We start from the raw sequence: 18,281 nt of genomic DNA, 5'->3' as shown, positions 1-18,281 counted from the left end.
GGCTGCGGGCTACTTCAACTCATTGACCGTTTCCGGCTTCAACATCTTTTTGAGGATGTCGAAGTTGAAGATCTTTTCGTTGAACTTGCTGCTGCGATTGGTCATGCGCGAGAGGTAGAGCGTCATCGAGCCGTCGCGGTCGGTCATGGTGATTTCAAATCGTGTGTTCATCGTGGGAAATGCACCGGGCGGCGCGTTTTCGATCTCCACTCGATCGGGCGCGGACAGCCGGGCAATGACTCGGCTGTAACCGCGAGCGTCGAGCAGATCAATGCGGCTGGGCAGCGCGGTTCGAGGATCGACGACCATCCGCATTCGTCCGGGGAAGTCGATGAGCCAGCTCCGCGCATCACCTTTGCCGATCCACTCGACGGTCGCATCGCCGGCTGTCAGCGGAAGCGGCGTCACTCCCAGAATGCGCACGAGGTCCAGGGGGTGAATCGGCAGCGGCGTCTCCGGTGAACGACCATAATCCGTGTGTCGGCCGACATAGGCGGTCCGAGGATCCTGAAGATCAAAAAGCCAGTAACGCTCCTGGTCCGCGCCGGCCCATAAAAGCGTGACGCCTGCTTTGTTGATCTCAAAAGCCATGCGTGACGGCGGAAGCAGGATGACATGAACATCGCCCTGCTCCCAGCGTCGCTGACCTCGATCGGTCCACTTAAGCTCAACCGTCCCGGCGGTCCAGAGCTTGTCGAGTCGAGTGATGTTCTTGTTGTAGCGCGCCGCCACGTCAGCGTAAGTCAACGACGGCTGCGTCTGAGCCGGACGAGTCGTCGCTGCTTTTGTTCCGCTCGGTCGCGTCGTACTCGCCGGCTGAGTGGCAGGCGGTAGCTGGCAACCCGCCATCGCAGACAGCAGCAGGGTGACTACGGTCGCCATCCGAAAAACGATTTGTGTCGCCGCCTTCCGCTCGCCGCTTGTGGTGCGACGGGTGACCTCGGATGATCTTGCAGCACCGGCTGATGGACGTGAGCTATTTCCGCTCGACTTTTCCCGTGAAAAGCAGCGGGGAGATGTAACGCGACCATCTCTGAGCGGTGCGGGCTTCAAAGCTCAGCCTCGAGTATCTCGCCCAACTGTTCCGTCACCTGCTGGATCTGCGCTTCGTCGAGTTGCGGATTGAGGACGCGCAGCGGTTCGGAGTCGCCCCGTGTCAGCACGCGCCACCACTCGCGGGGCGGCTGCGGCTGGCCATCCACCGCGGGAGGAGTCTCCCGATCGGTGCCGTCATATTTGAGAAGTTTTTTCCGCATCAGGATCAGTGCCAGCACAAAGCGGAACGCCAGACGCTGCGGCTGATCGGCGTCGGCGAGGCGGCGGAACAGATTCAAGAGCACTTCATCATCGACGAAGAGTTTTTTCTTTTGATTGGCTGCTGGAACGGTGGACCGCCAGTAGCTGAACATATTTTCCGGTCGATTCCCGCTCTCCCAGGCTTCCATGGAAATATCGAGCCGCTTGAAGCCCAGCCCCGCCGCCGTCGGCTTGTTGCCCGCGCTTGCTCCGTCGGGGATGGGTGCGCTCAGGTCGGTCTCGATCAATGCAGCCATGTAAAGCTCACCGACTTCGAGTTTCCGACCGCTCAGCGCGCAGTGGCCGGTTGGCCGTTCGATGTCGTAAGTTGGCGCGTTGAACTGGGTCATGGTCAAAGACTCGCAGAAGCCGCTGGAGATATTTTCAGTTGCCGAGCCGCGGCGATGGCGGTCTGGTCGATCAGCGTCGCAATCGTCATGGGGCCGACCCCGCCGGGTACCGGAGTGATCAAAGAGGCCCGCGCTGCCGCCGAGTCGAAATCGACATCGCCGATGTTGCCTTCACTGTACCCGGCATCGATGACGACTGAGCCTTGCTTGATCCATTCACCTTGAACAAAGCGTGCCCGCCCCACCGCCGCGACGACGATATCGCCCTGGCGGACGATCTCCGGCAGATTTCTGGTTTTCGAGTGACAGATGGTGACGGTCGCGTCCCTGGCCAGAAGCATCATGGCCATCGGTTTGCCGAGGATCGGGCTGCGGCCGATCACCACCGCCTGTTTACCCGCAGGGTTGATCTGATACGCATCGAGCAGTCGCATGATTCCCGCCGGCGTGCATGAGCCGTAGCCGCCGGTCGGCAGGCCGAAGGAGATCACACCGAAACTCTGAATCGTGACGCCATCGACATCCTTTTCACCGGGGATCGCCTCGAAGGCGGCGCGTTCGTCGATGTGGTGCGGCACGGGATGCTGCAGGAGGATGCCATGGACCGATCGACTGGAACCCAGCTCACGGATTTTGGCGATCAATTCCGCAGTCGTGGTGCTGCTGGGCATCTCGACGCGCAGCGATTTCATTCCCACGGCTTCGCAGCGCTTGCCCTTCATTTTCACATACGTCGCCGACGCCGGATCATCGCCGACAAGAATCGTCGCCAGACACGGCGTGACGCCGGATGCGGCAATGATTTCCTTGACGCGCAGAGCGCAGCGATCGAGCACCTGCTGGGCGACGGCTTTACCGTCCATGATTTTTGCGGTCGCAATAGACATGCGGGAATTATACGGGATGCGAAATATCTAGGACGGATTTCGACGCTCCGACTCCATCCGTTCGGCGTCCCCTTAAAATCACGCCATGCAAGCCATCATTCTTTCCATCGGCGATGAACTGGTTCTGGGTCAGACCGTGGACACCAACAGCGCGTACCTCAGCGCGGAGCTGGTCGCGCGCGGCATCGGCACGCGATATCACCAGACCATCGCCGACGATCGGGCAGCCATCCGGCAAGCGATCATCGAAGCATCAAAGGCGGCGAAGCTGGTCATCATCTCCGGCGGTCTTGGCCCCACCGACGACGACCTCACACGCGATGCACTGGCGGACGCGATGGGCGTCAACCTCGTCATCCATCTTCCCAGCGTCGAAGTGATCCGCGCGATGTTTATTCGGCGCAGCCGCGAAATGCCCGAACGAAATAAAGTTCAGGCGATGCACCCGGTCGGATCGGAAGTGATCCCCAACTCCTGCGGCACGGCGCCGGGCATCAAGGCTCATCTCAACGGCGCAACCATCTACGTCACGCCCGGCGTACCCAGCGAAATGCTGGCGATGTGGCGACTCTCCATCGGCCCGGATATCGACAAACTTACCCCCGGAAACAACCTCGGAAGTAACCCCGGAAGCAACTCCGGGAATCCCACCGATAATCTTTCGGCAAATCCATCCTCGCGGCGCAATGTCATCCTCACCACGAAGATCAACACGTTCGGCAAGGGTGAAAGCGCTGTGGCGGAAAAGCTCGGCTCGTTGATGGATCGCAAACGTAATCCCGTGGTCGGCACGACCGTCGCAGGCGGCGTCGTCTCGGTGCGTGTGCGGAGCGAATTCCCGGAACACAATCAGGCCCGCGCTGCGATGGACGAGACGATCGCACTCATCGAGAAACAGCTCGGCCCGATCATTTACGGACGCGATGAAACGACGATTCAGGAAACCGTGGTCGCCATGCTGCGCGAGGCACGGCTGCTGCTCGTCACCGCGGAGAGCTGCACCGGCGGCTCGCTGGGCAAGATGATCACCGATGTGTCGGGGTCGAGTGAGATTTATCTCGGCGGATGGGTGACGTACGCCAACGCGATGAAGACATCGCAACTAGGTGTGCCGACGGAGCTGATCGACCTGCACGGCGCGGTGAGTGAACCGGTTGCGCGGGCGATGGCGGAAGGAGCGTTGACGCGCGGTAAGGCGAGTCTGGCACTTTCCGTCACCGGCATTGCCGGCCCGGAAGGAGGAACGATCCACAAACCCGTGGGCACGGTCTTCATCGGGCTGGCGTCAAAGACGAAAGCGACGAGCGTCTTTCGTCTGGACCTCGGCGGCGACCGCGATGCTGTCCGTGACCGCGCTGCCAAGTCTGCGCTGCAATTGCTTCGTTTCGATCTGATGGGCGTGTCGCTGGATGCCCTGGGGTTCGGCAGAATCGTCTCCTGACGGGTGTCGCACCAGCGCGAGGGCGGATCGTCTTTGCTGACTCTCTATACTTTCACGATCATGACTGAGGACGCCATCACATCCGATCCCCTGCCGCCGGGAAAGATCGACATCCATAGCCACCTTCTGCCGGGGATTGATGACGGCTGTCGTGATCTCGACGATTCAGTGGCGTGCGTGGAGCGATTGATCGCCCAGGGCTATGTGGGCACGATCTGCACGCCGCACTTCTGGAGCGCGCAGTTTCCGCTGATTACCACGGAGAGCATCCGCGATCTGACCGAGAGTCTTCAGATTCACCTGAACGCCCGCGGGCTGGACTACCGACTCTGGACTGGCGGCGAAGTGCGGCTGCATAAAAACTTCGTTTCCGAAATGAAGCGTCGTGAGCTGCCAACGCTGGCGGGCAGCCGTTGTCTGCTCGTCGATTTCTGGGGTGACAAGTGGGAGAAGTGGGTGACGCCGACTTTCGAGAAACTGCTCAGCGAAGGCTACCAGCCGATTCTCGCGCATCCTGAGCGGCTCCGCTGCACGACGGAGGTGGGCAAGTGTCTCGATGAGCTGACAAACATGGGCGTGTGGCTTCAGGGTAATTTCCGCTGCATGACCGGCGAGGAGGGTTCGCAGGCTGACGCACTGGTGCGGCAATTTCTGCGCGAGGGGCGGTATCAGTTCATGGCCCTGGACATGCACCAGCCGGAGACGCTGCAAGGCCGACTCGACGGTGCGGAGTTCGTGCTTGCTGAGTTTGGCTCAGACACGCTTGAACGACTGACCGCAACCGCGCCGCGTCAGAAAATCCTGCGCGTGACCTGACGACTCAGACAGCCGCGATCAATGCAACGGGCGCGATCCTCAGCGCAGCCGCCTCGGTGCGAGCTGGTTTCTCAATCAAACCAGCCTTTTTTCCCGACCAGCTTGAGTACCTGAAACTCCCACACGCTGTTGAATCCAGCGACGGTCGGCACCTGGCTGTAATACTTCTGGTGGCCGTAGTCGATTTTGTCGTTGACATCGGACCAGGCCATGACACCCAACAGCGTGTCGCCGACCCGCGGACCATGGCGCATGTTGGGAAGCTGGGACCAGGGAATGGCAATCTCGATGGAGTACCCGGGCTTCTGCTCTGTGTGATCAGCGTCAGGGCTGGAAGAATCGGGTGACAGCTTCGTCGCGACCTTGATGCCTTCGATGTCTTCGCTTGGGTCGGGTTCCCCAAACCAGCCGCGCGACTTTTTCATAATCAGCCGATCGAGGATTTCATTTTTCGGCGTGACGTTGATTTCCCAGTAAGCAGGAAAACGCGGATCGGGTACGAGAAACAACTCCACGCAGTCGTAGAGGAACGTGTTCTTTTCGTTGTCCAGAGCTTCGTTACCCATGATCTGAGCGTCGGGCACGTCGAACGCAGCGTAGAGATTCCGGCTGTCCCACATCAGCCGACAGGTGGCGACGGAATCCGTGGTCGGTTCCGTGTGGGGAAAGATATAAGCAAGCGGGACGACATTCGCCCCTTTCCATTCCTTGGGGTCGATCCGGCCGTCGATGGTGATCTCTTTACGACGCTGGACGATCTCGTAGGGTTTTGCTTCGGGACTGCGGTCGATTTTTTCGAGCATGGAGACGACCCGGCCATAGGACGCGCGGGAGGCGGCGAGCTGTGCATCCGTCGCGGGCAGGTGACCCTTGAGACGCTGGAGCGCCATCTCGCCGGTGTTCTCCTTGGTGAACCCGATCCAGCCCTGGGCATCGGGTGAGTTGTCGCGGGTGAGGTTGATGACTTCGCGTCCCCGGCCTGTGTCGAGCTTTTGCTTGAGGGCCTCGAACTTCGCCGCCAGCGCAAGGTCCGCCGGAGTCGGGTCGGCAGCCAAGGCTGAACCCGCGAAGGCCAGGGCAATGAGAACGGGTGTGATGAACAGCGGTCTGAACATGCTGAAGCTCCTGAGAATGGACGCCACGATATCACGGCTGAGAAACCCCGCACCCCAAGACTTTCTGCGAGGCAGAAAAAGTTAATTTTAATTTGAAAATTGAGTTCGACTTGCCTATAATAGTTCACTGGATGAAATACGTCGGCGGCTGGCCGCCCTCTTCACGTCACGGAGCCTCGCATGAAAAGCCACCAAACAACACCTGTCGGAGCAGCCGTGTTTGATGCGACTCAACGGCCAGACCGTCTTGAACCTGCCCGCGGAGTATTCGCCTACCTAACGCTTTTCCTGTCAATCGCTTACCGACTTTTCGGACGAGATTTGCCGGGATTTTCGCGGCAATTCCTACCGGGACATGCTGCGAGGTGCTGTCTGGGTGAACCGCTCCAGCCGCGTTCGGACGCCGCAGCACGGCAGGGTGAAATCCCGCCGAAGGGAACCTTTCCATTCGCCTGGCGTCTGAGTCATTCAGAGAAAACGGGAGGCCTTGTCATGCTCAGCTTGCGTCACCTTTTCATCGCGGTCGTGATCGGTTTACTGGCAGCGTCCGCGGCTCTGGCGGATGGCCTGATCGTCATCATCGACCCGCCGCCTCCGGTCGATGTCGTCCGGCCGATCCATCCCGTCTTTGCTCCCCTGCACATCCGCAAGCACCTCGTCGAGGTGAAGATCGACGATCAGGTTGCGGTGACTTCGGTCGATCAGGTTTTTTACAACCCCAGCCAGCAGCGACTCGAAGGCACATACATTTTCCCGCTGCCTGAGGGTGGGCAGATCGATCAGTTCACCATGGACATCAACGGCCAGCAGGTCAAAGCTGAGCTGCTCGACGCGACCAAGGCTCGCAGCATCTACGAAGAGATCGTCCGCAAGACGCGCGATCCCGCACTGATGGAATATGCAGGCCGCGGTCTGTTCAAGGTGCGCGTCTTCCCCATCGAGCCGCTGAGCGAAAAGCGGATCACGCTCAAATACACACAGGTTCTCAAGAGCGACAACGGGCTGATATCCTACACCTACCCGCTCAACACCGAGAAGTTTTCACCTGAGCCGATCCCCCAGGTGGCGATCAAGTGCGAGGTGACGACCAAGCAGGCGCTCAAGTCGATCCACTCGCCCAGCCACCAGGTCGAGATCAAAAGACACGGGGAACACTCCGCGACGATCGGATTTGAAGCCCGTGATGTCCGGCCGGACACCGACTTTCAACTCCTCTTTGCCCCGCTGCGCGAGAAGGGTGATATCGCAGTGAACCTGCTGAGTTTTGCAGGCCCGGAAGGAATGGCACGGGCCGGCCAGATGCCGGGAGGCGGCGGATATTTCATGCTGCTGGCTTCGCCGGGCGCGTTGGCGGAGAAGGCGAAAGTGTCAGCCAAGGACGTGGTGTTCGTCGTCGATACCTCCGGGTCGATGTCGGGCGAAAAGATCAAACAAGCGCAGAAGGCTCTCTTATATTGCGTCAACAGCCTCAACACGGGCGATCGCTTTGAGGTGATCCGATTCGCGACCGAGGCTGAGCCGCTTTTCAAGGCCCTGCTTCCGGTCAACGACACCAACCGCGCCACAGCACGCGCGTTCATCGACACCTTCTCCGCCAGCGGCGGCACCGCCATCGATGATGCGCTCAAGGCGGCAGCGGAGGCGATTCTGTCAAAAGGCGCGAAAGACGCTGACGACACCAGCCGGCCTCGTTACATCATCTTCCTCACCGACGGCCAGCCGACCATCGGCGAACGCGACGAGGACGCCATCACCAACCATCTGACCAAACTCGTCGGAGACAAAACCGTGCGCGTGTTCTGCTTCGGTGTCGGCAACGACATCAACACGCATCTGCTCGACAAGATCACTCAACAGACCCGCGCTTCGAGCCAGTATGTCCTCCCCAGCGAAGACATCGAGGTGAAAGTTTCCAACTTCTACGCACGGATCAACCAGCCCGTACTCACCGGTCTGACGCTTTCTTTCGGTGACAAAATCCGCACCAGCAAAACTTATCCGGCTGCCTTGCCCGATCTTTTTGTGGGCGATCAACTCGTACTCTTTGGTCAATACACCGGCAGCGGGCCGACGACCGTGACGCTCGAAGGATTCGTCAATGGCGAAAAGAAAAAGTTCGTCTCCGAAGCGACCTTTACGGATAAGTCCGCTGAGTACGGCTTCATTCCGCGACTCTGGGCGACCAGACGCATCGGCTATCTCCTGGAAGAAATCCGGCTTCATGGCGAAACCAAAGAGCTGCGCGACGAAACGGTTGAGCTGGCGCGCAAGTATGGGATCGTCACCCCTTACACGTCGTACCTGATCATCGAGGACGAGCAGCAGCGCAACATCCCGGCTGCACAGCGGGTTTCCTCCGCGGTGCGGAAGGACGAGGCGGAAAAACTCGGCCGGATGTATCAGGAGTTCCGCACGGAGCGCAGCGGCAATGCGATGCCGGGCGTTGCACAGGACGCGGGCGGCGGCGGCATCCCCATGCCGGCAGGCGGGGTCAAAGCCTCGGAAGCAACCCAATCCATGCGCAACGTCGATGCCCTGGTTTACACCATGCCGACCGATCGTGATCGACCCGGCGCATCGCGACCGACGGGCGGGACGGATGCGGCCGGAGCGGTGCGCGTCCGCTACATTCGCGGGCGGGCGTTTTACCGCAACGGAGATATGTGGATCGACGAAAACGTCCAACAGCAGGAAAACATCAAGCCGATCATCGTGAAGTTCGGCAGTGAGGACTATTTCAAACTCCTCAACGATCATCCCGACACGGCAGCGTGGCTCTCCGTCGGCACGAAAATGCAACTCGTGATCGGCGACAAGGTTTATGAGGTCGTCGATGAACGCTGACGACTTCTAAGGTACTCCGGCCTGCTGATCGGCACGCCATTCATCGCACGAGGTCATGTCATGCCTCGCGGTGAGATTGCGGTTTTCAGTGCGAGCCTTTCTGATTTAACTCACGTAAAATTTTGTTCAACCGGACAGACTCACTCACGGTAAGCTGAAGTATTGAGATGCGGTCCGCCGGATAGTCGGCCGTTTATTCGCACCACATCAGGAGCAGCAGCCTATGTTTTGCAGACACGGTACCTTGACCCTGGTCGTCAGCTTTTTTCTGGTGGTCTGGGGCGGCGATGTGCTGCGGGCGGACTTGACGCCGCCGGGCAGCACCAAAACTAAACAAGAAATGCGGGACATCATCAAGGGGGAGGAGGACTTCGTCGCATCCCTGCGTGCAAAGGAAATCGACACGGCAGGCATCGCGGAGCAACTGCTCAACCGAGGCGTGTCGTACGGCCTGGATGGAGATACCATCCGCGCTTACATCGACTACACGATGCTGATCGAGATGAAGGACGCCCCCGCCCAACAGGTCGCCCTCGCGCTGCTTGTGCGCGGCACAGCTTTCAGCGAAAGCGGTGATGACACCCGCGCGATCGCGGACTTTTCACGGGTGATCGACATGGAGGACGCGCCGGTCGAAACAGTCGGACAGGCACTCTTTAACCGAGGCACGGCGTACCGCAAAGCGGCAGACCATCAACGCGCGATCGCGGACTTCGCCAAGGTGATCGGCATCAAGGATTTTTCGATCCGACAGGTTATTGATGCGCTGATCTACCGCGGCCTGTCGTATGAGCAGTTGAAGGACACCACCAACGCCGTCGCCGATTTCACGCGGGTGATCGACATGGGATATGCTCCGGTGGAAAAGCTCGCTGTCGCCTATCTGAGCCGCGGAGTGTCGTTTGACCACGGGGGCGATGCTGCCAGCGCGATTGCCGACTACACGCGCGCGATCGAGTTGAAGAATGCGCAGGTCGAGGTCGTCGCCGAGGCCTTGGTTCATCGCGGCACGGCTTACCGCAAGGGAGGCGATAAGACCCGCGCTATGGCTGACTACGCACAGGCTATCGAATTGAGCAATGCTCCGGCTGCGTGGGTCGCACAGGCACTGGTCGCGCGCGGCCTGTTGTATGAGGAGGAGAAAGACCCCACCCGCGCGACGGCTGATTACACGAAGGTGATCGAAATGCCGGATGTACCCGCCAACGTGAAACAGGAAGCGCAGTCGTCACTCGATAAGCTCAAGCCACCAGCCGCCACCAGCCAACCCGCAGCAAAGTAACTCCCAAGTAAGCGACTAAAAAAGCGGCGAGGAAGTAAGGTGAATACTCGACCTTACTCCGATCATTTGCGTCCGCAACGTCGCGGGTTGCATCAGCTTGCCACGTCATCGTTTGTCATTTCAACCGTAACTCACCCAACAGACATTCAAGCAATGTTCAAGGTTTTAACTCCTTGCACGCATGTCAGGTGTTCAGCCGAATATCGCTTGCATATGCCTAAATTGACTGGAGTTATGTAGCTATGTTGACGTGCGATGTTTGTTAGTGTTAATATGATACCACGTAGCCTGGTCATAACCTTAAAGCTGGAAGGGGCAACAATGTCAATGCGTTTTATTGAGAAGATTGCTCTGCCGTCCGCGGCTGTACTGTTCCTGGCTGCGATCGCGCAAGGGCAGATGGCAGCCCCTGTAAACCATCCCGGCGCGAGCATCACGGCGCCTACCTCCAGCATCCTGCTGACGCCATCGGATATCACCACGCTCCAGACCTGGTGGAACACTCCGGCAGCAGGCTTTCAGACCACGGTGAAAAGCAACGTGGTGAGCTACGCCAATCAGACCCCCGCCAACTCCGCGCCGAACAACCTCTCCACTTCGGAAACGATGTCGCGCATTCTTCAGGCCAAGGCTCTCCGCTGGGCGATCACCGGCGGAGGGAATACGTCCTCGGCTGACTTCATCGCGGTCCGCGATGCGCTGACCAATTACGCCAAGGTCACCGGCGGCAGCGGAATCACCGGGGCACTCTCATCACGCGGCTTTTATCAGGCGTTCGACCTGATTAACTCCGGGCTTACCTCCTCGGAACGCTCCGCAATCATCTCACGACTCAACAGCAACGTACTCTCCGGCATGGGCTCGCCCACCTCCGGCGGTAATCAGGAATTTCTCAACCGCGGGATGCGCGCTTTCTACGCCCAGCTTGCCGGCAACGAGAGCAACCTCGACACCGCCATGGGGCAGGTCCGCAACGCCTTCACCAACAGCGTCACCAACGACGGGTTCCAGACCGAGGGTGACCGCTACATGAATTACTTTCTGGCTAATCTCAGTACGTTCATGGTTGGTTACGTGAACAACGGCGCGGATGCGACGGGTGCGGCACAGTACAAGAACGCAGCGGTGCAGATGGCTACTTACGGGCTGGCTATCCGCATGCCCAACGGCACATCGCCGAGCTTCCACAACAGCGACAACATGCCGCTGGCGATCCATGAGTTATCGCGTCTGATCGACTCGACCCAGCCGGACGGGAAAAACCTCAAGGCTGCCGTCGTCTGGAACGCGGAGCAGTTGAACGGCCACGACTGGACAAGCTGGGCCAACGCCACGAACAACAACTGGACGATCACCGACTTCATGGTGTTGACGGACTATGCCGACGGCGCGGCCGCTCCCAACTGGTCGCCGACATATCTCTCCGACGGCCAGTCGAAGATCGCCGTATTCAAAAACGACTGGGGCAAGACGAGCAACTACCTGGCGATCACCGGCGGAACGGACGGCGGCAGCTTCACTCATCAGGACACTGCGGCCATCACGCTCGTCGCCAACGGCACACAGGTGCTCGTCGAACCCGGCTACGCCCGCTACAACGGTGTTCCATTCGGCGGTAGTTACTTCGGCGGCGACAGCGCGATGCCCAACACACCGGCGCACAGCGGCGGGGGCAACAACCTCTGGACCAATTACGCCATCGAGCACAACGTGCTCCTGGCACGCACGAACGGCACCTCCACCTGGGGAATGGGTAACAACGCCGACAGTCAAGGCATCACCGGCACCAACACCACCATGACCAACCGGCTCGACGCCCAGGAACGTGGGTCGTTCAAGGGCGTGATGGACTTCTCCACCGTCAGGACCACCTACGGGGGCGCCGGTAATGACGGCGGCGGCATGCAGGAGCGACGGTCCATCGGCATGGTCAACGAGTCCGCCACCGATCACGGCTATATGGTGATGACTGACGCCTTCCGCACCACCAGCACCAACAAGGACTTCGCCCTCAACCTCATCGGCAAGTCCACCGCGGCCAACACGCAGATCATGGCCGACACTTCGACGTACAAAAAAATCCGCTGGTCAGTGGACACCTACCTGGGTACGACCAGCAACAACGTCTCCATCCCCAACGGCTATCCGTATAACCAGCCGGTCAGCGGCCAGGTCATCGCCCACATCGTCGCCAGCACCGCGATGGATGCGGTCGCGCAGGACTCGACGTGGATGGTCGAAAACTACGGCTCGTTCATCCAGACGCAGCGGATGCGAATCTCGACGACCAACCAGAACCGCGGCACATTCCTGACGCTGTTTGAAACCGGAGCGGCGGGCTTCACCAGCAAGTGGACCGTCACGCCGATGTCCGGCACGGACTACGCAGCGGCGCGGATCGTCTCGACCGACGGCTGGAACGACTGGCACATTTCGCAGACGAACAACTCCAACGTGCTGACGACTGCTGCGGGAGTGCAGGTATCCATCGACAGCGGCGCGCTTTCCTCCGACGCGCAGTACGCCTATCTCCGCCGCGACGGTTCCTCGCTCAACAGCCTGATGATCTCACGCGGCACCAACGTGTTCAGCGATGGATTGCAGATCATCGGCTGGAATAACGTCGTGACCGCTTCGCTGCTCCTGGACACCGGCGGCAGCGAGTACCGCGGCTCGCTCTCGGCGGACGACCTGACGAGCGACTCGGTCCTGACGCTCTACTCCAGCAACCTGGGATTCCCGGCGTTTTCCATCACCTCGGCGACACTCAACGGCACGCCGATGGCGTTCACCAATGACGGCGCGACCAGTTCGGTGACGATGGCGGGTAACGGCGGCGGTGACTTCGTCATCTACTTTGCCGTGCCTGAGCCGGCATCGTTCACCCTCGCCTCACTGGGCGGCCTGCTCCTGCTGCAACGTCGCCGCTCCCGCAGGTGAACCCCGCGCTTCGCCGCAGAGCTTTTGGCATCGCGTGACACGACAGAAGTGCGACAAACGGCTTGCAAAAACGCTCAATGCCCCCGGCAGGAGTCGAACCTGCGACCCGCAGATTAGAAATCTGCTGCTCTATCCAACTGAGCTACGAGGGCTGCGATCCTTATTGTACGTCAGAGTGAACTCATCGCCGCAGCGATCACGTTCTCCAGCGTATGATGCTCATCATCAGAACGGCGCGGCGTGCGGCCGTCCAGGAAAAAACCATGAATCGCTCCCTGCGCATCATCCTCATCACGTTCGCCCTCATGCTCGCCGGCGGGCTGTTGGGCGTACTGCTGGCCGGCATGGTACCGGTGAGCTGGTCGCAGCAGTCCGACTCCGCACCGATCCCGCCCGAACAGGTGCTCGTCAGTTACCGCTACTGGGGCGTCCTCGTCGGCTCGCTGGTCGGCCTGCTGGCCGCGGCGATTTTCTTTTTCGTCCGCGCTCGCGGCAAGAAAGACACCGCCTATCAGACGCTCTGAACATCCCGATCACGCGACGGCTGCATCCGTTGACCACCCGGAGATTATCGACTACCCTCGACAAGCGACTTCTCGGACAGCACTGCTTGTCGAGCTGCGGCTGCAAGGATGGGTTTTCCCGAACGGATTTTGTCCGACGCTGCCGCACGATCGCGGTCTATCCGGAGGTTATTCAGTGGTACCTTGTTCCAAATCCACTGCGCCCGTAGCGTAGAGGATAGCGCAGCGGTTTCCTAAACCGCAGGTCGATGGTTCGAATCCATCCGGGCGCGCTTGAGTCCGCCATCTCTGTTCATGCCGTACCGCATCCGCGCGGGCGGCGGCATCCTTCCATACAGGAAAACGGTGATGCGTTACACCAAAGCCGAAGCGGTGCAGACTTTCACTCAGGTTGAGCGTGACGAGGTGACCGATGAGCCGGCGGAAGCATACAACGCGATGAAAGGCGACTGGAACGGCCAGCCGTGGAATCCGCCGGCCCGGATGCAGCCGGGCGTTTACGCCTGGGGCGAGGCGCACCTGTTGCTGGCCTACCTCATCCAGTACGAGGCCACGGGTGACCTGCGCTATCTGTCCACGATGGTGCGCCGCTTCCGCACGCTGCTGAATCTGCGCGATGACAAGGTCGGCCGCCTCGATGAAGTCCGCGGCAGGATGATGCCCGGCTGGGGTTCCGTGCGGTTTTCCGTCGGCACGCCATACGAGGGCAAGTACACCAGTTGGACGGTCCACGTGGGCATGATCCTCTATCCGGTCGCCCGTCTCGTGCATCTGGCGACAAAGGACAAGGCTCTGGCGTCCCGCTTTGCCGACGACCTCGCGGAGTTCCGTACCGCCATCACCGAGTCGCTCGACGCCTACGAGGATCAATGGCACGAGCGGGCCTGTCCGCCCGGAAGCCGTACCGGCGGAGCAGGCGAGATCGAGGGCTGGTACACCGAGCCGATCCTCGGCGATGCGCCGCTGCCCACCAACCAGATGAACACCTTTGGCCGTGTAATCCTGGAGATGGGACTGGCCGGCGGCAAGAGCCGTTACCTCGATCGCGCCGAAAAACTCGCGCGGTTTTTCAAAAACCGGATGGTGCTCCGCCCCGATGGGGCCGTCCAGTGGATTTATCGGCCCGGCATCGAACTCCCCTGCTCCGACGAGTCGATCAGGGCTGAGGACTTCAGCCACGCCGGCATGAATGTCACCTTCGTCGTCCGCTGTTATCACGCCGGAGTCGTCTTCAACCGCACCGACATGGAGCAGATCATCCGCACGCTCAAGACGGTCATCTATCGCGGTAACGGGCAATACGCCGACTTCATCGACGGTACGGGCGCTACCAACCAGTACGCCGACGCGGTCGCCTTCTGGGGTGAGCTGGCAGCCATCGACCGCAGCGTCATCGACCTTATCGCCGAGCGTCGTCGGCTCTCGCCCATTCAAGGCGGCCCCTGTGCGATGTTGGCGGCGGCATTACTGGCGCTGTTCTCCTGAATCCGCCGTCCCTCGCTTGTCTCCCTGCTCCGCGACGGGATGCGACTTTCGCTAAAATAAAATCTCACGCCTGGACAGCTATGATCCCGTCGGCATGAGCGACCGGGAGAAGATGCTGACTCCTCCGAACCCCATGAACCAGACCGCAACCAACGCGATGTACCCTTGCGACCGTGCAGCCCGGTTCACGCCGTGGCTGTGCATCCTTGCGACGCTGGCGGTGGCGTTGATTGACCGCTTCACGCCGAATCTCAATCTCTCGATCCTCTACTCGGTCCCACTGGTGCTCTATGTATTGCTCAGCGACCGGCCGGTCCCCTGGTGGGTGGTGCTGACTGTGGTGCTGCTGACCTTTGCCGGCTATTTCACCAAGCCGCCCGACGGCGTCGATCCGTCGGACTGGCGGGGCCGGCTGATGCACCTGCGCATGATTAACCGCGCGATGGTCGCCGTCGTCGCCGTGATTCTCGGTTTACTCTCCGGGCATTTTGCCGACCTGCGCCGGGCGATCGACCCGGCGCCGCGCAGCGCCAGCGTGGACATCGACGATGAAGTCACCCGGCTGCTCCAGCATTTTCTGGTGATGCTGGCGAGTGTGATCGTGATGGCGGGGATCTTCATCAGCGACATCCTCGTCCCGCCGCGGATCAACATGCCGATCCTCTACGCCGTGCCGATCATCCTGAGTTTCCGCGCGATGAGTCGGCGGCTGCTGTGGCAGCTCACGCCTTTCGCGCTGCTGCTGCCGTTCGTGAGTTATTTCTGGGATTTTCACACGATCGCACCGGACCGGCGGGTCTGGTCGCTGGTCAACCGCCTGATCGCCTCCGGTGCCGTGCTGCTGATCGCGCTGGCGCTGGACTGGTGGCTGCGCGTCAGGCGTCGTCGGACAGCCCCCAGCCGGATCAGTGAGTCCTGACCCCCTGCTGCGCGCGATCTCAGCGAGCCGTCCAGCTCCGACTCAATACGCTGCCCAGGTGTAATAGCTGTGAACACGCGGGATCACCATCTCCGCGGTTTTCCATGTGACGTGTCCGTCGGCATAGAGCACGTTCTCACCTGCCGCGGTCCAGCGATCCGTTCCTCTCGGATGGCTGGGAGGAATCGGCGAGAAGTACGCAATCTCACTGGAATAGAAATACTCGATGATGATGTTGCCCATCCCCGGAAAGCGCGCCAGGTCCTGCATGATCATCGCTTTGCTCGCCTGACGCGGGATGTTGCGTTTGGGTACCGGCCGGTAGTCGTCCGGCTCGCTGGCGCTGTCATAAATCCAGCCGTACCAGCCGGCATTCTGCCCGAAGCCGCCGACATAAAAATAGTTGAGCGTCAGAGGGCCGGCCCAGAAGCTCGGCGGAGGCCAGAACTGCGCCTTGAACGCCCCGCTGGGGCACGAGAGGCTCGGCCACTGGCCCTTGCCGTCATAGGCAAAACCGTAGTCGCTCAGCAGCTTGTCATGCCCCAGGTTGCGCCAGAGCATGAAGTGGTTGATGCTGCCCCAGTTGCCGGGGATGTACCACTCCTGATTGTCCTGCGCGTCGCTGTCCAGAGAGAGCATGGACTGGCGGAGGTTGTTACCGCAGAGCGTCCGCCGTCCTTGTTCCTTCGCCGCCGCCAGTGCCGGCAGGAGCAGCGCGATCAACATCGCAATGATGGAAACCACCACGAGCAACTCGATCAGACTGAAAGCATGACGCTGCCGCATGACGTGATCTCCCGCAGCCCGGAACGACGAGATGCTTACCCTTTCATCCTATCGGTTGAGCAAGCCGCCGGGCAAGTCTAAGTTTTTCCGCGTTCGTGATGCGAAACTCAGCCGGGTCGTTCCGTCACCGGAACCAGGCGGCGAACAAAATCACAATTTGACAAGCCGCGCCTCAAGCGGCTGCGCTGACTGCGGGGACGGTTAAAGGGCAAATCTCATACCCGGTTAAGCTCATCACTGACAAGGGCTTGTCACCTACCCATCCTGATATTTTTCGTTAGGTTTCTATTTGGTTACAAGATTTGCACTTACGAAATTTTCAAATTCGTCATTTTTCTCTTGCATCACAGATTTTTTCGGGTAAGTTTCATTTCGTTACAAACACCGAGTTAATTCTGAGCCATGTGCGCTCAGCGGTGAAGGCCTCATCCCATATCATCCGGGAACAGGAGAAACGCATCATGCTGAACAGAAAACGAATGCTTTTGACAGCTGCGTTGGCTGTCGTCGGCGTCTCAGGCTACGCATCCGCGATCACGTGGACCGGCAGCAGCGGACAGACGATCGATTTTCTTCAGGACTTCTCCGCCGATCCGGGCAAAGCCACCGGCAGCGTCAGCGGCAGCGACTACGACATGGTCTTCACCGGCGATTCCAGCGTCGCCCTGACCAACTACGCAAACTCCAGCACCACCGCTGGCGGCGCCGCATTCTGGACCACCCTCAACGCCAACAGCGCTCCGTGGTTTGAGTTGACCTTCGTCGACAACAAGAACGATGTCGATGACAGTTGGTCGGGTCTCGAAATGTTCATCAACGGCCCGGGCAGCGGCTCCTCTGGCGCACGAGGCAAAATCGGCGCGACCTTCCCCGAAGATGCCGTTGGTAACTCCCGCTGGCGCACCGAGGATAACCCCGGTTCCAACAACGTGACCGGCTTTGGTAATACCTCCAAGCCCATCCCGGACGGCGCGACGGTCAACGGGTTCTTCGCCGAACTCAAGTACAGCAGCGGCGGCACTCGCAGCACCCCCAGCTACGCGGTCACCGCGGGTGACAACAACTCGACCACCAGCTCGCCCAGCTATGGCACCGGCGTTCTGGCGGGCATCGCCAATAACACCGCGGCTGATCTCGAACAGCGTGTCGCCGGCGACCTGATCACCGTCCGCTTCGGCCAGTACAGCAACGGTCAGGTTGAGTTCACCGTGCTCCGTAACAACGTCCTGATGGACCAGTGGACCAACGATTTCTGGGTCAACGCGGGCATCGGCTTCGCCCCGTTCTATCAGGTCGAATGGCGTGTCCTGGGCGGCCAAAGCGGTGAAACCTACGAGTTCAAAGACCTCCGCTACGGCAACGACTATCCCAATGTTCCCGCGATTCCCGAACCCGCCAGCATGGCACTGCTGGCCCTCGGCACGGGTCTGGCTCTCTTCCGCCGTTCACGCGGCTGAGCTTGTCTGACACACTCAAAAGGCCACGGGTGGAAACATCCGTGGCTTTTTTTTGATTGCTTTACGTCTGATCGCAGATTTATAATAGAGAAGTCATTGGCACCAAATGACCGACTCAATGACCGACTCAATGACCGAC

Annotated in this window: 14 protein-coding genes and 2 tRNA genes; 10 read left to right on the top strand and 6 right to left on the bottom strand. The window is 60.1% G+C overall.

Features of this window, described 5'->3' with window-relative positions; all coding sequences use genetic code 11:
• Positions 1–9 precede the first annotated feature (9 nt).
• The 3 genes from IT444_12240 to IT444_12230 form a co-directional block, all read right to left on the bottom strand.
• Entirely contained in the window at positions 10–882 is an 873-nt protein-coding gene (locus tag IT444_12240) for a hypothetical protein (GenBank protein MCC7193540.1), read from the bottom strand.
• 167 nt (positions 883–1,049) lie between these two features.
• Complete coding sequence (locus IT444_12235; GenBank protein MCC7193539.1) at positions 1,050–1,646, bottom strand: hypothetical protein; 597 nt, start codon at positions 1,644–1,646, stop codon at positions 1,050–1,052.
• A 2-nt stretch (positions 1,647–1,648) separates the two neighbouring features.
• Entirely contained in the window at positions 1,649–2,533 is an 885-nt protein-coding gene (locus tag IT444_12230) for a bifunctional 5,10-methylene-tetrahydrofolate dehydrogenase/5,10-methylene-tetrahydrofolate cyclohydrolase (protein ID MCC7193538.1), read from the bottom strand.
• An 85-nt stretch (positions 2,534–2,618) separates the two neighbouring features.
• On the opposite strand from IT444_12230, the gene IT444_12225 reads away from it, so the two are divergent.
• Both IT444_12225 and IT444_12220 read left to right on the top strand, forming a co-directional pair.
• On the top strand, positions 2,619–3,974 hold the full coding sequence (locus IT444_12225; protein ID MCC7193537.1) for a nicotinamide-nucleotide amidohydrolase family protein: 1,356 nt from the start codon (positions 2,619–2,621) through the stop codon (positions 3,972–3,974).
• 60 nt (positions 3,975–4,034) lie between these two features.
• Complete coding sequence (locus IT444_12220) at positions 4,035–4,790, top strand: hypothetical protein (protein MCC7193536.1); 756 nt, start codon at positions 4,035–4,037, stop codon at positions 4,788–4,790.
• A gap of 71 nt (positions 4,791–4,861) precedes the next feature.
• Here the strand turns inward: IT444_12220 and IT444_12215 are convergent, their stop codons facing one another.
• On the bottom strand, positions 4,862–5,905 hold the full coding sequence (locus IT444_12215) for a carbohydrate-binding family 9-like protein (GenBank protein ID MCC7193535.1): 1,044 nt from the start codon (positions 5,903–5,905) through the stop codon (positions 4,862–4,864).
• Positions 5,906–6,085: 180 nt separating this feature from the next.
• On the opposite strand from IT444_12215, the gene IT444_12210 reads away from it, so the two are divergent.
• The 3 genes from IT444_12210 to IT444_12200 all read left to right on the top strand — a co-directional run bounded on the left by IT444_12210 (position 6,086) and on the right by IT444_12200 (position 12,971).
• Positions 6,086–8,749, top strand: a complete 2,664-nt coding sequence (locus IT444_12210; GenBank protein ID MCC7193534.1) for a VWA domain-containing protein — start codon at positions 6,086–6,088, stop codon at positions 8,747–8,749.
• A 223-nt stretch (positions 8,750–8,972) separates the two neighbouring features.
• Positions 8,973–10,031, top strand: coding sequence for a tetratricopeptide repeat protein (locus IT444_12205; protein ID MCC7193533.1), 1,059 nt, complete (start codon positions 8,973–8,975; stop codon positions 10,029–10,031).
• A 321-nt stretch (positions 10,032–10,352) separates the two neighbouring features.
• The gene (locus IT444_12200) at positions 10,353–12,971 is read left to right on the top strand and encodes a hypothetical protein (protein MCC7193532.1); all 2,619 of its coding nucleotides are present in this window, start codon (positions 10,353–10,355) and stop codon (positions 12,969–12,971) included.
• Between the two features lie 78 nt (positions 12,972–13,049).
• Here IT444_12200 and IT444_12195 read toward each other — a convergent pair.
• Positions 13,050–13,123: transfer RNA gene (locus tag IT444_12195), tRNA-Arg, on the bottom strand.
• A gap of 111 nt (positions 13,124–13,234) precedes the next feature.
• Between IT444_12195 and IT444_12190 the strand changes: the two genes are divergently transcribed.
• The 4 genes from IT444_12190 to IT444_12175 all read left to right on the top strand — a co-directional run bounded on the left by IT444_12190 (position 13,235) and on the right by IT444_12175 (position 15,899).
• Positions 13,235–13,495, top strand: a complete 261-nt coding sequence (locus IT444_12190; protein ID MCC7193531.1) for a hypothetical protein — start codon at positions 13,235–13,237, stop codon at positions 13,493–13,495.
• A 199-nt stretch (positions 13,496–13,694) separates the two neighbouring features.
• Positions 13,695–13,767 (top strand) — tRNA-Arg (locus tag IT444_12185).
• Between the two features lie 76 nt (positions 13,768–13,843).
• Complete coding sequence (locus IT444_12180) at positions 13,844–14,980, top strand: hypothetical protein (GenBank protein MCC7193530.1); 1,137 nt, start codon at positions 13,844–13,846, stop codon at positions 14,978–14,980.
• A gap of 94 nt (positions 14,981–15,074) precedes the next feature.
• On the top strand, positions 15,075–15,899 hold the full coding sequence (locus IT444_12175) for a hypothetical protein (GenBank protein MCC7193529.1): 825 nt from the start codon (positions 15,075–15,077) through the stop codon (positions 15,897–15,899).
• 42 nt (positions 15,900–15,941) lie between these two features.
• Here IT444_12175 and IT444_12170 read toward each other — a convergent pair whose 3' ends face one another.
• Positions 15,942–16,685 (bottom strand): prepilin-type N-terminal cleavage/methylation domain-containing protein, encoded by a 744-nt coding sequence (locus IT444_12170; protein ID MCC7193528.1) that lies wholly within the window; start codon positions 16,683–16,685, stop codon positions 15,942–15,944.
• A 461-nt stretch (positions 16,686–17,146) separates the two neighbouring features.
• Here IT444_12170 and IT444_12165 point away from each other — a divergent pair, with 461 nt between their 5' ends.
• Positions 17,147–18,142: a PEP-CTERM sorting domain-containing protein gene (locus tag IT444_12165; protein ID MCC7193527.1), complete on the top strand. Its 996-nt coding sequence runs from the start codon at positions 17,147–17,149 to the stop codon at positions 18,140–18,142.
• Positions 18,143–18,281: the final 139 nt, after the last annotated feature.

Source organism: Phycisphaeraceae bacterium, assembly GCA_020851465.1.
Lineage (GTDB): Bacteria > Planctomycetota > Phycisphaerae > Phycisphaerales > Phycisphaeraceae > JADZCR01.
Note: the sequence above shows the minus strand (reverse complement) of the source record. Positions and strands in the feature narration are given on the sequence as shown.

Bases quoted from the DNA above. Each gene is read 5' to 3' on its own strand.
- IT444_12240 (MCC7193540.1), bottom strand. From the start codon at position 882: ATGGCGACCGTAGTCACCCTGCTGCTGTCTGCGATGGCGGGTTGCCAG.
- IT444_12235 (MCC7193539.1), bottom strand. From the start codon at position 1,646: ATGACCCAGTTCAACGCGCCAACTTACGACATCGAACGGCCAACCGGC.
- IT444_12230 (MCC7193538.1), bottom strand. From the start codon at position 2,533: ATGTCTATTGCGACCGCAAAAATCATGGACGGTAAAGCCGTCGCCCAG.
- IT444_12225 (MCC7193537.1), top strand. From the start codon at position 2,619: ATGCAAGCCATCATTCTTTCCATCGGCGATGAACTGGTTCTGGGTCAG.
- IT444_12220 (MCC7193536.1), top strand. From the start codon at position 4,035: ATGACTGAGGACGCCATCACATCCGATCCCCTGCCGCCGGGAAAGATC.
- IT444_12215 (MCC7193535.1), bottom strand. From the start codon at position 5,905: ATGTTCAGACCGCTGTTCATCACACCCGTTCTCATTGCCCTGGCCTTC.
- IT444_12210 (MCC7193534.1), top strand. From the start codon at position 6,086: ATGAAAAGCCACCAAACAACACCTGTCGGAGCAGCCGTGTTTGATGCG.
- IT444_12205 (MCC7193533.1), top strand. From the start codon at position 8,973: ATGTTTTGCAGACACGGTACCTTGACCCTGGTCGTCAGCTTTTTTCTG.
- IT444_12200 (MCC7193532.1), top strand. From the start codon at position 10,353: ATGTCAATGCGTTTTATTGAGAAGATTGCTCTGCCGTCCGCGGCTGTA.
- IT444_12190 (MCC7193531.1), top strand. From the start codon at position 13,235: ATGAATCGCTCCCTGCGCATCATCCTCATCACGTTCGCCCTCATGCTC.
- IT444_12180 (MCC7193530.1), top strand. From the start codon at position 13,844: ATGCGTTACACCAAAGCCGAAGCGGTGCAGACTTTCACTCAGGTTGAG.
- IT444_12175 (MCC7193529.1), top strand. From the start codon at position 15,075: ATGAGCGACCGGGAGAAGATGCTGACTCCTCCGAACCCCATGAACCAG.
- IT444_12170 (MCC7193528.1), bottom strand. From the start codon at position 16,685: ATGCGGCAGCGTCATGCTTTCAGTCTGATCGAGTTGCTCGTGGTGGTT.
- IT444_12165 (MCC7193527.1), top strand. From the start codon at position 17,147: ATGCTGAACAGAAAACGAATGCTTTTGACAGCTGCGTTGGCTGTCGTC.